The following is a 13,392-nucleotide window of genomic DNA, read 5'->3' as shown; positions in this document are numbered from 1 at the left end:
AAACGAACATAAAAGATTCACTTTCAACACCCAGGCGGTCCCATGAATTCCACCAGCAAGCGCCACGCGCCCCTTGCCGAAGTCTATGACCTGGCCGTCGTCGGCGGCGGCATCAATGGTGCGGGGATCGCGGCGGACGCCGCCGGACGCGGGCTGTCGGTATTCCTTTGCGAACAGCACGACCTCGCCGCCCACACCTCCTCCGCCAGCAGCAAGCTGATCCATGGTGGCCTGCGCTACCTCGAACATTACGAATTCCGCCTGGTCCGCGAGGCTCTCGCCGAGCGCGAAGTCCTGCTGGCCAAGGCCCCGCATATCGTCCACCCGTTGCGTTTCGTGCTGCCGCACCGCCCGCACCTGCGCCCGGCCTGGATGATCCGCGCCGGGCTGTTCCTCTATGACCACCTGGGCAAGCGCGAGAAGCTGCCGGCGTCCCGTGGCCTGCGTTTCGACCTGGATAGCCCGCTGAAGGCCGAGATCACCCGCGGTTTCGAATACTCCGACTGCTCGGTGGACGACGCCCGCCTGGTGGTGCTCAACGCCATGGCCGCCCGCGAGAACGGTGCGCATATCCACCCGCGCACCCGCTGCGTCAGCGCGCGGCGCAGCAAGGGTTTGTGGCACCTGCACCTGGAACGCCACGACGGCAGCCTCTATTCGATCCGCGCCCGCGCGCTGGTCAACGCCGCCGGCCCCTGGGTCGATCGTTTCCTGCGCGAGGAGTTGCGGCAGAAGCCGCCCTACGGCATCCGCCTGATCCAGGGCAGCCACCTGATCGTGCCGCGCCTGTACGACGGCGAGCATGCGTACATCCTGCAGAACGAAGACCGCCGCATCGTTTTCGCCATCCCCTACCTGCGCCAGTTCACCCTGATCGGCACCACCGACCGCGAGTATCAGGGCGACCCGGCGCAGATCAGCATCAGCGAAGCAGAGACCGACTACCTGCTGAACGTGGTCAATGCCCACTTCAAGCGCCAGCTGGGCCGCCAGGACATCCTGCGGACCTTCTCCGGCGTGCGCCCGCTGTGCGACGACGAGTCCGACGATCCCTCTGCCGTCACCCGCGACTACACCCTGGCGCTGGACAACACCCCCGGCGAAGCGCCACTGCTGTCGGTGTTCGGCGGCAAGCTGACCACCTACCGCAAGCTCGCGGAAGCTGCGCTGGAACAACTGGCGCCGCACTTCGCCGGCGTGATGAAAGCGAGCTGGACCGCCAGCGCCCCGCTGCCCGGCGGCGAAGCGATGACCACAGTGGAAGACCTCGCCATCCAGCTCATGGAACGCCTGCGCCAGCTCGACCCCGCCCTCGCCCGCCGCTGGGCCAGCACCTACGGCAGTCGCATCTGGAAACTGCTGGACGGCGCGCACAACCTCAGCGAGCTGGGCGAACACCTGGGCGCCGGGCTGTATGCGCGGGAAGTGGAATACCTGGTTCATGAAGAATGGGCGCGCGACGCCGACGACATCCTCTGGCGCCGCACCAAGCTCGGCCTGTTTCTCAATGCGCGGCAGCGGGAGCGCCTGGAGCAACTCCTCGGCAGCGAAAGCCCGCTGGAGCCCAGCACGCAGGTTGCCTGAACGTCGCATTGGAGCGAGCCACCTCTCTCGCGGATAATCCCCGACGCCACCGACCCGGTGGCGTCGCCGCATAGAGAACGACGTGGACCTGATCCTCAAGGCAGCCCTCGGCGCCGGCGTGGTGCTGATCCTCGCCGCGCTGTCGAAGACGCGCAATTACTACATCGCCGGCCTGGTGCCGCTGTTCCCCACCTTCGCCCTGATCGCCCACTTCATTGTCGGCAAGAGTCGTTCGCTGGACGACCTGAAGACCACCATCCTGTTCGGCATGTGGTCGATCATCCCCTACTTCGTCTACCTCGCCGCGCTCTACCTGATGGTGGATCGCATGCGCCTGGAGCTCTCACTGGCGATGGCCGCGCTGGCCTGGTTGGTGGCGGCTTCGCTGCTGGTTTTCTGTTGGGTGCGCTTGCACTGACGCATCGACTCAGGGCCGGGAAACCAGCCACTGCGCGAGATGCTCGCCCCACACCTGGTAGCCCAGCGCCGAAGGGTGATAGCCGTCGATGGCGAGGAACTGCGGCTGCATCTCCAGGCTCACTGCGCAGTACCCGGCGCCCTGGAGCAGCGCTTGCGCACTGAGTTGCCGGTTCAGCAACGACGCACGCCACCCCAGCAACTGCCGTAACAGCCAGGGCAAGGCGGTGAAATGCTGCAGCGGCGGCACGGCGGTGCATACCACCCGCGCCCCGCGGCGCTGGAAGTGCTCGATCAGCCGTTCAAGGGCGCCCAGCCAACGCCGGCGCGAGCTGAAGTGCGTGGTGTCGTTGACGCCGAAGACCAGTGCCACCAGGTCGTAATCCTGCTCGGCCACCAACGGTAGCAGGCGTTCGCAGGCTTCACCGGCGGTGATCCCGTTCTCCCCTGCCGCGCGCCAGGCGACGGGACGCTGAAGACGGCTGGCAAGCGCCGAAGCCAGCCGGCCGGCCAGCGCGAAGTCCAGGCAGGACGCGCCGACACCGGCAACCGTGGACTCGCCCAGCAACAGCAGGCGAAAGGGTTGGCCTGGCAGCTCCGCACCGGCGACACCTTCGCAGACGCCAGCGGCGGGAGCCAGACGCAAGGCCGTGCGCCGGGTGCGCACGGCCATGGGCAGGGCCAGCGGCAGCAGCGGCAGTGCCGCCGCCCACCAGATCAGCCCCGCCCAGCGGCTCACAGTTCGACGTTGACCGCCTGGGCCGAGCGGGTGGCCTTGGCGCGGGCGGCGTCGATCGACTCGTCGCGCGCCAGGGCTACGCCCATGCGCCGCTGGCCATCCACTTCCGGCTTGCCGAACAGACGCAGTGCGGTGTCAGGTTCGCTCAGCGCGGCGCCGAGGTTGCCGAAGGAAACCTGCTGCGACTTGCCTTCCACCAGGATCACCGCCGAAGCGGAGTCGCCCAGCTGGCGGATCACCGGGATCGGCAGGCCGAGAATGGCACGGGCGTGCAGCGCGAACTCGGAAAGGTCCTGGGAAATCAGCGTGACCAGGCCGGTATCGTGCGGGCGCGGTGAAACTTCGCTGAACCACACCTCGTCACCTTTGACGAACAGCTCCACACCGAACAGGCCACGGCCGCCCAGCGCTTCGGTGACGGCCCTGGCTACGCGCTCGGACTCCGCCAGCGCCTTCGGGCTCATCGCCTGGGGCTGCCAGGACTCGTGGTAGTCACCCTTCACCTGGCGATGGCCGATGGGCGCGCAGAAGGTGGTGCCGCCGATGTGCCGCACGGTCAGCAGGGTGATCTCGTAGTCGAAGTCGATGAAGCCCTCGACAATCACCCGCCCCTTGCCGGCACGACCGCCCTCCTGGGCATAGTCCCAGGCGGTCTTCAGGTCGGCGGCGGATTTCAGCACGCTCTGGCCCTTGCCCGAGGAACTCATGATCGGCTTGACCACGCACGGATAACCCACGGCGGCGACGCCAGCGACGTAATCCTCGTAGGTGTCGGCGAAGTGGTAGGGCGAGGTCGGCAGGCCCAGTTCTTCAGCGGCCAGGCGACGAATGCCCTCGCGGTTCATGGTCAGCTGGGCGGCACGGGCCGTGGGGATGACGGTGTAGCCCTCGTTCTCCAGCTCGACCAGAGTCGCCGTGGCGATGGCTTCGATCTCCGGCACGATGTAATGCGGCTTCTCCTGCTCGATCACGGCACGCAGGGCGACACCGTCGAGCATGCTGATCACGTGGCTGCGATGCGCAACCTGCATGGCCGGCGCGTTCGCATAGCGGTCGACAGCGATGACTTCGCAGCCCAGGCGCTGCAGTTCGAGCGCCACTTCCTTGCCCAGCTCGCCGGAGCCACAGAGCAGTACGCGGGTCGCGCTCGGCGACAGGGGAGTTCCAATACGGGGCATTGCGGGAAACCTCGGGAAGGGAAAGTTCGAAACAGGGTAGCTCTCAAGCGTGAAGGCTCTAGACCAGCACGCCCTGCTCGCGGGCGCGCTGTTCGCAGCGCTTCAGCACCTCACGACGCTCGGCGTTGTCCATGAGGCCCCAGCGGGTGATTTCGGCTGCGCTACGCTGGCAGCCCAGGCAGACGTCGGCGTCGTCCAGCGCGCAGACGTGCACGCAGGGCGAGGCGACGGGACGTTCTTCAGTCATCTTCCTGCTCGGCCAGGTCGCGGGCGTAACGCTGGGCGTTGTGCACGTAGTGGGCGGCGCTGGCTTCGAGCATCTTCTTCTGCGGCTCGGTCAGTTCGCGCACGACCTTGCCGGGCGAGCCCATGACCAGTGAGCCATCGGGGATTTCCTTGACTTCGGGAATCAGCGCGTTGGCGCCGATGATGCAGTATTTGCCGATCTTCGCGCCGTTGAGGATCACCGCGTTGATGCCGACGAGGCTGTAGTCGCCTACCTGGCAGCCATGCAGCATGGCGTTGTGGCCGATGGTCACGCCCTTGCCCAGGGTCAGCGGGAAGCCCATGTCGGTGTGCATGACGGTGCCATCCTGCACGTTGCTGTGTTCGCCGATGTGGATCAGCTCGTTGTCGCCGCGCAGCACGGCGTTGAACCACACGCTGGCGCCGGCATCGAGGCGTACTTTGCCGACCAGCGTGGCATTGGGGGCAATCCAGCTTTCCGGATGGGTTTCGACTCGGGACGAGCCCAGGCGGTACTTCATGGGTTTCTCCTCAGGCGGGGGCCGCTTTTTATTCTCGGGTCTCAGCTCAGCTTGATGAACTTCGACGGCGGCTGGTGCAGGTCGATACGGGCGTCATAGAGCAGGTTCAGCAGTTCGACCAGCATGATCGCGGACAGGCCCCAGATCTTGTAGCCCTCGAACAGGTAGCTCGGGACGTACCAGCTGCGGCCGAAATAATCGATGCGGTGGGTGGTTTCCCTTGGGTCGCCGCGAAAGAACTCCAGCGGCACCTTGAACACGGCGTCGATCTCGCCGTCGTTGGGGCGGTACTCCACGAAATCAGGGACAAAGCCGACGAACGGTTTGACCAGAATGCCGTGCCGCGACACCAGGGTGCTCAACGGCCCGACGACCTCCACCAGTCCCGGCGGCAGGGCGATCTCCTCGTGGGCCTCGCGCAGGGCCGTGTGGATCAGGTCGACGTCTTCGGGGTCGCGGCGCCCACCGGGAAAGGCGACTTCGCCGCTGTGGGTCGACAACCCGGTCGCGCGCAGGGTGAGCACGAGCTCTTCCTGGGGAGTGATGGGGAGCAGGACCGCCGCTTCCGGAAAGCTGTGGTCCGTTTCAAGGTCGCTTGGCTTGTGCGTCTGTATACGTTGGCGCAGCTGGTCCAGCATGCCGAACATCCTGCGGGGGGCCGATTCTTCTAATTGAGGGATCATGGCACGAAAGACGTCCCTGCCCAACCCCCGCCCCTTGCTGGGCGCCCCGCGCAACGCGCAAGATTGTTCCAATCGATAACAAGGAAGCAGCATGAAATTCTGCAGTCAGTGCGGCGCCAGCGTGAGTTTGCGCATTCCCAGCGGCGACAACCGCCCGCGCTTCGTCTGCGACCAGTGCCAGACCGTGCATTACCAGAACCCGCGCATCGTCGCCGGCTGCCTGCCGGTCTGGGACGGGCGCATCCTCCTCTGCCGCCGCGCCATCCAGCCGCGCCAGGGCTTCTGGACGCTACCGGCAGGCTTCATGGAGAACGGCGAGACCCTGGAGCAGGCCGCCGCCCGGGAAACCCTCGAAGAGGCCAATGCCCGCGTCCACGGCCTGCAGCTTTATACGGTCTTTGATCTGCCGCATATCAGCCAGGTTTATATCTTCTTCCGCGCGCAGCTGGCCGATCTGGACTTCTGCGCTGGCGAGGAAAGCCTGGAGGTGCAACTCTTCGAAGAATCCGACATTCCGTGGGGGGAGCTGGCTTTCCCCACCGTGGGCCGTACCTTAGAATATTTCCTGGCGGACCGGATCGTGCAGAACTTTCCGATACGCAATGAAGGGATTCTTCCAATGCTTGTACAGAAAAAGAACTAATAAGCTCATATACCGCCTCTAAGGCTTTAGGAACTACCGGGGAACTCCACTCGATGCGCTGGTTGATTGCCGTACTTTGTCTGACCTTCGCAGCGTTCTCGCATGCCAACGCGACGCCCACGCTCGACGGTCACATCGACAAGATTCTCGTGCTCAAGTCCGAGCGCAAACTGCATCTCATGAGCAACGGCAAGGTTCTCAAGAGCTACCGCGTGTCGCTGGGCAAACGCCCGCAGGGCCCCAAGCTCGCCGAGGGCGACAACCGCACGCCGGAAGGCTTCTACTGGGTCGACTGGCGCAAGACCAGCGACAAGTACAACCTCTCCATGCACATCTCCTACCCCAACGCCCGCGACGTCGCCAAGGCACGGGAGAAAAGCCTGTCGCCCGGCGGCATGATCATGATCCACGGCACGCCGATGGATGACGACTACCCCGAGTGGTACTTCTCGACCCTGGACTGGACCAACGGCTGCATCGCCATGACCAACGCCGACATGCGCGAGGTCTGGAGCCTGGTCAAGGACGGCACGCTGATCGAGATTCGCCCGTAAGCTGCGCGAAAAGAAAAAGGCGCCCAAGGGCGCCTTTTTCATGTCTGCTCAGAACATCTGCTCAGAACACCATGTCCGACAGCCGCCAGACCTCGAAGGCCGGCGTTTCGTAGGGATGAGCCTGCTTGAGAGCCTTCACCGAGTCATGGATCAACTCGTCGGCCACCACCATCTCCACCTTCCATTCGGCGACCTGCTCGACGCTGCCGGCCTGGCCAATGAACGGGTTGCTGCCCTGCAGAGGGCGGAACTGTCCCTGTCCAAGCGCCTGCCAGCAACAGCTGTCATAGGCTCCGATGCGTCCTGCACCGGCGGCGAACACCGCTTTCTTGACCGGTTCCAGATGGCTTTCCGGAACGTAGAAACACAGTTTGTACATCGGAGACTCCGATCGAAACAGGGACACTGCCGTGGCAAAGAGCGACACGGGTGACAAATGCTGCCACAAATAGTGGCACTTTGCCTCTTATGACTTGCAGGTCGTCGTGGAAGTTCGACCGTCCGGTTCCGGGCTTGTTCGCCTACAGACGACTTTGTACGAAATCTGTGACGAACTTCGATCTCACCTACCGGTGAAACGTCGCCAGCGCTCTTTCAGGCCAGGTGCAGCCGGCGCGTGGGAACCGTCACAGAACGGCAACCGCGCCGAGAGCCCGCAACGGCACAGCAACAGGTGACGCTCGCGTCCAACCGTCAGTTCCAGCAGATTAGTACAGGCGGCAGCGGCATCCGGCCGAGTGGCGCACTGCCCGCAACCACACAGGCGCAGCACCTGCCCGGGCGTGACCGCACGAACATCGGGAAGTATCTCCTGGTCAGCCAAGACCTTGTCCTCCAGAGGCCGGGCAAAGAAAAAGGGGAAAGCCGAAGCTTTCCCCTTTCTCGTGTCGCATCGGCGCGGACTCAGCCGACCCAGACGCGGGCGTTGCGGAACATGCGCATCCAGCCGCCGTCCTCTTCCCACTCGTCCGGACGCCAGGAGTTCTGCACGGCGCGGAACACGCGCTCCGGGTGCGGCATCATGATGGTGACGCGGCCATCGCGGCTGGTCAGACCGGTGATGCCACGCGGCGAGCCGTTCGGGTTGGCCGGGTAGCTTTCGGTGACCTTGCCCAGGTTGTCGACGAAACGCAGGGCCACGGTACCGGACAGGTCGGCTTCCAGCAGTGCCTCTTCGCTCTCGAATTCCGCATGGCCTTCACCGTGGGCGATGGCGATCGGCAGGCGCGAACCGGCCATGCCCTGCAGGAAGATCGACTGCGATTCCTGCACCTGGACCATCGCCACGCGCGCTTCGAACTGCTCGGAGCGGTTGCGCACGAAGTGCGGCCAGAACTCGGTGCCGGGGATCAGCTCGTGCAGGTTGGACATCATCTGGCAACCGTTGCACACGCCGAGGGCGAAGCTGTCCTTGCGCTCGAAGAAGGCCTGGAAGCCATCACGGGCACGGGCGTTGAACAGGATCGACTTGGCCCAGCCTTCACCGGCGCCGAGGACGTCGCCGTAGGAGAAGCCGCCGCAGGCCACCAGGCCCTTGAACTGCTCCAGGCTGATGCGGCCGGAGAGGATGTCGCTCATGTGCACGTCGACAGCGGCGAAGCCGGCGCGATCGAAGGCCGCGGCCATTTCCACCTGACCGTTGACGCCCTGCTCACGGAGGATGGCGATCTGCGGGCGCACACCCTTCTTGATGTAGGGCGCGGCGATGTTGTCGTTGACGTCGAAGCTGAGTTTCACCGACAGGCCGGGGTTACCCTCTTCCAGCAAGCCGTCGAACTCCTGATCGGCGCAGTCGGCGTTATCGCGCATGCGCTGGATGCGGTAGCTGGTCTCGCTCCAGATGCGCTGCAGGTTGCGACGCTGGGCGCTGAAAACACGCTCGCCGTTGAAGGACAGGTCGATCTCGGCAGTGTTGACCGGTTGGCCGATGACCGCAACGCAGTCTTCCAGGCCGGCAGCGCTGAACTGGGCGAGGACTTCCGGCGTGGCGCCAGTGCGAACCTGGATCACCGCGCCCAGCTCTTCGTTGAACAGCGCAGCGCTCAGCTCGTCACGGTTTTCAGCCAGCGCGTCGAGGTTGAGGTCGAGGCCGCAGTGGCCGGCGAAGGCCATTTCCACCACGGTGGCCATCAGGCCGCCGTCGGAACGGTCGTGGTAGGCCAGCAGGTGACCGTCGGCGTTCAGGCCCTGGATAACGGCGAAGAAGGCCTTGAGGTCTTCGGCATCGTCGACGTCCGGCGCTGCGCGGCCGATCTGGCCGTTGACCTGGGCAAGGATGGAGCCGCCCATACGGTTCTTGCCGCGGCCGAGATCGATGACGATCAGGTCGGTCTCGCCCTTGTCCAGGCGCAGTTGCGGCGTCAGGGTCTTGCGTACGTCGTTGACCGGGGCAAAGCCGGAAATGATCAGCGACATCGGCGAGGTGACGCTCTTCTCGGCGTCGCCATCCTGCCAGCGGGTCTTCATGGACATGGAGTCCTTGCCCACCGGGATGGTGATGCCCAGCGCTGGGCACAGCTCCATGCCGACCGCCTTGACGGTGTCGTACAGGCGCGCGTCCTCGCCCGGGTGGCCGGCGGCGGCCATCCAGTTGGCGGACAGCTTGATCTCGGAGATCTTGTCGATGCTGGCGGCAGCCAGGTTGGTGATGGTCTCGCCGATGGCCATGCGGCCGGAGGCCGGGGCATCGATCACGGCCAGCGGGGTGCGCTCGCCCATGGCCATGGCTTCGCCGGTATAGACGTCGAAGCTGGTGGCGGTAACGGCGCAGTCGGCCACCGGAACCTGCCACGGGCCGACCAGTTGGTCGCGCGCAACGAGGCCGGTGATGGTGCGATCGCCGATGGTGATCAGGAAGTTCTTGCTGGCCACCGCCGGGTGGCGCAGCACGCGCTCGGTGGACTCGGTTAGGTCCAGGCCGGCAGCGGCGAAGTCATCGCCCAGTTCGGCTTCGCGGGTGACCGAACGGTGCATGCGCGGCGGCTTGCCGAGCAGCACTTCGAGTGGCATGTCCACCGGCTTGTTGCCGAAGTGGCTGTCGGCGACGGTGAGCTGCATCTCTTCGGTGGCTTCGCCGACCACGGCGAACGGGCAGCGCTCGCGCTCGCAGATGGCCTTGAAGGTTTCGAAGTCGGCGGCGTCCACCGACATCACGTAGCGCTCCTGCGACTCGTTGCACCAGATTTCCAGCGGGCTCATGCCCGGCTCGTCGTTGGGCACGTTACGCAGTTCGAAACGGCCGCCGCGGCCGCCATCGTTGATCAGTTCCGGCAGGGCATTGGAGATGCCGCCCGCACCCACGTCGTGGATGAACTTGATCGGGTTGTTCTCGCCCATCTGCCAGCAGCGGTCGATGACCTCCTGGCAGCGGCGTTCCATTTCCGGGTTCTCGCGCTGCACCGAGGCGAAGTCCAGGTCAGCGGCGGAAGCGCCGGTGGCCATGGAGGAAGCGGCACCGCCGCCCAGACCGATCAGCATGGCCGGGCCACCAAGCACGATCAGCTTGGCGCCGACCGAGATTTCGCCCTTCTGCACGTGGTCTTCGCGGATGTTGCCCATGCCGCCGGCGATCATGATCGGCTTGTGGTAGCCACGGACTTCTTCGCCGCGCGGGGTGGCGATGGACTGTTCGAAGGTACGGAAGTAGCCGGCCAGGTTCGGGCGGCCGAATTCGTTGTTGAACGCGGCGCCGCCCAGCGGGCCTTCGATCATGATGTCCAGCGGAGTGACGATGCGCTCGGGCTTGCCGTAAGGCACTTCCCAGGGCTGCTCGAAACCGGGGATGTTCAGGTTGGAGACGGTGAAGCCGACCAGGCCGGCCTTCGGTTTGGCGCCACGACCGGTCGCGCCTTCGTCGCGGATCTCGCCGCCGGAGCCGGTGGAGGCGCCGGGGAAGGGAGCGATGGCGGTCGGGTGGTTGTGGGTCTCCACCTTCATCAGGATGTGCACCGGCTCTTCGCTGGCGGCGTATTCGCGGGTCTCGGCGTTCGGGTAGAAACGCCCGGCGACGTAACCCTTCATCACCGCGGCGTTGTCCTTGTACGCGGACAGCACGCCTTCGCGGTGCATTTCATAGGTGTTCTTGATCATACCGAACAGGCTCTTGTCCTGAGCCTGGCCGTCGATGTCCCAACTGGCGTTGAAGATCTTGTGGCGGCAGTGTTCGGAGTTGGCCTGGGCGAACATCATCAGTTCGACGTCGTGCGGGTTGCGGCCCAGCTCGACGAAGCTTTTCACCAGGTAGTCGATCTCGTCTTCGGCCAGGGCCAGGCCCAGCTCGAGGTTGGCCTTCTCCAGCGCGGCGCGACCGCCGGCGAGGATGTCGACCACGGTCAGCGGCTTGGGCTGGGCGTGGCTGAACAGCGCAGAAGCCTGCTCCAGCTCGTTGAGCACGAGCTGGGTCATGCGGTCGTGCAGGCGGGCGGCGACGGCTTGTGCGTCGGCCTCGCTCAACTCGCCAGTGACGTAGTAGGCGATCCCGCGCTCGATGCGCTCGATCTTGGCCAGGCCGCAGTTGCGGGCGATGTCAGAGGCCTTGCTCGACCACGGCGAGATGGTGCCGAAGCGCGGCAGGACCAGGAACAGGCGGCCGGCGGGCTCCTGAACCGGGACGCTCGGGCCGTATTTCAGCAGGCGCGCCAGGACTTGTTCTTCCTCGGCGTTGAGGGCTCCGGTGACCTCGGCGAAGTGCGCAAACTCGGCATACAGCCCGGTGACGGCGGGTACATGCTGGGTCAGCAGGTCGAGCAGTTTGCCGTGGCGGAAAGCGGAAAGGGCGGGAGCACCGCGCAGGATCAGCATTGTCGGAACAGCCTCTGGAGACGGGGAAGTGTGTGGGGCCGGACGGGCCGGCCCACAGAGGCCGTGCATTCTACCGTAAAGCGTTGCGCGGAGGCACCTTTCAAGTGCCTTCCTTGCCGTTGCTCCGGCGGATAGCGCCACTCATCTTCGAAGGCCTTCGAGCGGCGTAGGAAAAAGCCCCGCCCCACGGCCTTCAGCGAGAAAAATGCCGACGAACGGTGCCCCGGCTAGCAGAGAAGCTTCGACCTGTCGAGATATGGCGCACAACGGCCTTTGCGTATACTGCCCCGATGCTTGCCCTGACTGTGTCCCGTGTGCGCTGCACCGCCTGGATCTTGGCGACCTGTATCTTTCTGCTGCTTTCCGGCTGTAGCGAGGCGAAAGCCCCGACGGCCCTCGAGCGCGTGCAGAAGGACGGCGTGCTGCGCGTGATCACCCGCAACAGTCCGGCCACCTACTTCCAGGACCGCAACGGCGATACCGGCTTCGAATACGAGCTGGCCAAGCGCTTTGCCGACAGCCTGGGCGTCCAGCTGCAGATCGAAACCGCCGACAACATCGACGATCTCTACGACCGCATCGGCCGCGACGGCGGACCGAACCTGGCGGCCGCCGGCCTGACGCCGGGCGGCGAGCGCGACACCCAGGTGCGCTACTCGCACTCCTATCTCGACGTCACCCCACAGGTCGTCTACCGCAACGGCGCGCAGCGCCCCACCCGCCCCGAAGACCTGGTGGGCAAACGCATCGTCGTCCTCAAAGGCAGCAGCCACGCCGCGCAATTGGCCGAACTGAAGAAGCAGTACCCCAAACTGGAGTACCGCGAGTCCGACGCCGACGAAATGGTCGACCTGCTGCGCATGGTGGACGTCGGCGAGATCGACCTGACCCTGGTGGACTCCAACGAACTGGCGATGAACCAGGTCTATTTCCCCAACGTGCGCGTCGCCTTCGACCTCGGCGATGCCAAGGGCCTGGCCTGGGCGCTGCCGGCTGGCGACGACAACAGCCTGCTGGAGAAGGTCAACGCCTTCCTCGACAAGGCCAAGCAGGATGGACTGCTGCAACGCCTGAAGGATCGCTACTACGGTCATGTGGACGTACTCGGCTACGTCGGCGCCTACACCTTCGCCCAGCACCTGCAACAGCGCCTGCCCAAGTACGAGCCGCATTTCCGCCAGAGCGGCACCAAGCTCGAGGCCGACTGGCGCCTGCTCGCGGCCATCGGCTACCAGGAATCCATGTGGCAGCCCGACGCGACCTCCAAGACCGGTGTGCGCGGCCTGATGATGCTGACCAACCGCACCGCCCAGGCCATGGGCGTGGCCAACCGCCTGGACCCGAAGCAGAGCATCCAGGGCGGCAGCAAGTATTACGTGCAGATCAAGGACGAGCTGCCCGACAGCATCAAGGACCCGGACCGCATGTGGTTCGCACTGGCCGCCTACAACATCGGCGGCGCGCACCTGGACGACGCGCGCAAGATGGCCGAGCAGGAAGGCCTGAACCCGAACAAGTGGCTCGACGTGAAGAAGATGCTACCGCGCCTGGCGCAGAAGCAGTACTACCGCAAGACGCGCTACGGCTATGCGCGCGGCGGCGAAACCGTGCACTTCGTGCAGAACGTGCGCCGTTACTACGACATCCTTACCTGGGTGACCCAGCCGCAGATGGAAGGCGGCCAGCTCGCCGAGAGCGGCCTGCACCTGCCAGGCGTGAACAAGACCAAGCCCGACGACGGCGACGACGCGCGGGACCAGAAGCTCTGAGGCTTCAACCTCACTGACTCGCCAACGTGACACGTCGAATCGATCGCGGACGGAGTCCACTCCTACGAGATACCTCTGCGCTTGGGCCATCCCTCACCGTAGCCCTCTCCCAAGGGGAGAGGGGACCGTTCAGTGCAGGATGAAACCTTCGCGTCAGTCGGCTCGGACTGCCCCCTCTCCCTGAGGAGCGGGGCGCGCAGCCAGGGCTGGGGTGAGGGCGGAAAACGCAGCAACGGACTATCCAGAGAAGACAGTTGC

13 protein-coding genes are annotated in these 13,392 nt (G+C 65.2%); 5 read left to right on the top strand and 8 right to left on the bottom strand.

Annotated features, from left to right (window positions below):
* The first annotated feature begins 42 nt into the window (after window positions 1-42).
* Window positions 43-1,584 carry a glycerol-3-phosphate dehydrogenase gene (gene glpD / locus L6D89_RS09740; protein ID WP_236199501.1) on the top strand — a complete coding sequence of 514 codons (1,542 nt, stop codon included), beginning with the start codon at window positions 43-45 and terminating at the stop codon, window positions 1,582-1,584.
* A 91-nt stretch (window positions 1,585-1,675) separates the two neighbouring features.
* Window positions 1,676-2,002 carry a GlpM family protein gene (locus L6D89_RS09735; protein WP_236174775.1) on the top strand — a complete coding sequence of 109 codons (327 nt, stop codon included), beginning with the start codon at window positions 1,676-1,678 and terminating at the stop codon, window positions 2,000-2,002.
* A 9-nt stretch (window positions 2,003-2,011) separates the two neighbouring features.
* Here L6D89_RS09735 and L6D89_RS09730 read toward each other — a convergent pair whose 3' ends face one another.
* Genes L6D89_RS09730 through L6D89_RS09710 form a run of 5 tightly spaced genes read right to left on the bottom strand, consistent with a single transcriptional unit; the run spans window position 2,012 to window position 5,323 of the window.
* Entirely contained in the window at window positions 2,012-2,740 is a 729-nt protein-coding gene (locus L6D89_RS09730; RefSeq protein WP_236199500.1) for an SGNH/GDSL hydrolase family protein, read from the bottom strand.
* Entirely contained in the window at window positions 2,737-3,918 is a 1,182-nt protein-coding gene (purT, locus tag L6D89_RS09725) for a formate-dependent phosphoribosylglycinamide formyltransferase (RefSeq protein ID WP_236199499.1), read from the bottom strand. Before purT ends, L6D89_RS09730 begins: the two co-directional genes overlap by 4 nt.
* Window positions 3,919-3,976: 58 nt before the next feature.
* Window positions 3,977-4,165, bottom strand: coding sequence for a DUF1289 domain-containing protein (locus tag L6D89_RS09720; protein ID WP_236174769.1), 189 nt, complete (start codon window positions 4,163-4,165; stop codon window positions 3,977-3,979).
* Complete coding sequence (locus L6D89_RS09715) at window positions 4,158-4,685, bottom strand: gamma carbonic anhydrase family protein (protein ID WP_236199498.1); 528 nt, start codon at window positions 4,683-4,685, stop codon at window positions 4,158-4,160. The genes L6D89_RS09720 and L6D89_RS09715 overlap by 8 nt, the downstream gene beginning before the upstream one ends.
* 41 nt (window positions 4,686-4,726) lie before the next feature.
* Window positions 4,727-5,323 carry an NUDIX hydrolase gene (locus tag L6D89_RS09710; RefSeq protein WP_373873616.1) on the bottom strand — a complete coding sequence of 199 codons (597 nt, stop codon included), beginning with the start codon at window positions 5,321-5,323 and terminating at the stop codon, window positions 4,727-4,729.
* 136 nt (window positions 5,324-5,459) lie between these two features.
* Here L6D89_RS09710 and L6D89_RS09705 point away from each other — a divergent pair, with 136 nt between their 5' ends.
* Window positions 5,460-6,011: an NUDIX hydrolase gene (locus L6D89_RS09705; RefSeq protein ID WP_236174772.1), complete on the top strand. Its 552-nt coding sequence runs from the start codon at window positions 5,460-5,462 to the stop codon at window positions 6,009-6,011.
* 53 nt (window positions 6,012-6,064) lie between these two features.
* Window positions 6,065-6,565 (top strand): L,D-transpeptidase family protein, encoded by a 501-nt coding sequence (locus L6D89_RS09700; protein ID WP_236174773.1) that lies wholly within the window; start codon window positions 6,065-6,067, stop codon window positions 6,563-6,565.
* Between the two features lie 61 nt (window positions 6,566-6,626).
* Here L6D89_RS09700 and L6D89_RS09695 read toward each other — a convergent pair whose 3' ends face one another.
* From L6D89_RS09695 to purL, 3 genes are all read right to left on the bottom strand, one after another.
* Complete coding sequence (locus L6D89_RS09695; RefSeq protein WP_017522254.1) at window positions 6,627-6,944, bottom strand: YqfO family protein; 318 nt, start codon at window positions 6,942-6,944, stop codon at window positions 6,627-6,629.
* Window positions 6,945-7,127: 183 nt separating this feature from the next.
* Entirely contained in the window at window positions 7,128-7,337 is a 210-nt protein-coding gene (locus L6D89_RS09690) for a CDGSH iron-sulfur domain-containing protein (RefSeq protein WP_236174261.1), read from the bottom strand.
* 131 nt (window positions 7,338-7,468) lie between these two features.
* Window positions 7,469-11,365: a phosphoribosylformylglycinamidine synthase gene (gene purL, locus L6D89_RS09685; RefSeq protein ID WP_236199497.1), complete on the bottom strand. Its 3,897-nt coding sequence runs from the start codon at window positions 11,363-11,365 to the stop codon at window positions 7,469-7,471.
* A 290-nt stretch (window positions 11,366-11,655) separates the two neighbouring features.
* Here purL and mltF point away from each other — a divergent pair, with 290 nt between their 5' ends.
* Window positions 11,656-13,134: a membrane-bound lytic murein transglycosylase MltF gene (mltF, locus tag L6D89_RS09680; RefSeq protein ID WP_236174155.1), complete on the top strand. Its 1,479-nt coding sequence runs from the start codon at window positions 11,656-11,658 to the stop codon at window positions 13,132-13,134.
* Window positions 13,135-13,392 lie beyond the last annotated feature (258 nt).

Origin of the sequence: Pseudomonas pseudonitroreducens (genome assembly GCF_021603645.1) — a bacterium.
In the GTDB taxonomy this organism is placed as follows: Bacteria; Pseudomonadota; Gammaproteobacteria; order Pseudomonadales; family Pseudomonadaceae; genus Pseudomonas; species Pseudomonas pseudonitroreducens.
The sequence above is the reverse complement of the archived record's forward strand: the minus strand, read 5'-3'. Positions and strand labels throughout refer to the sequence as shown.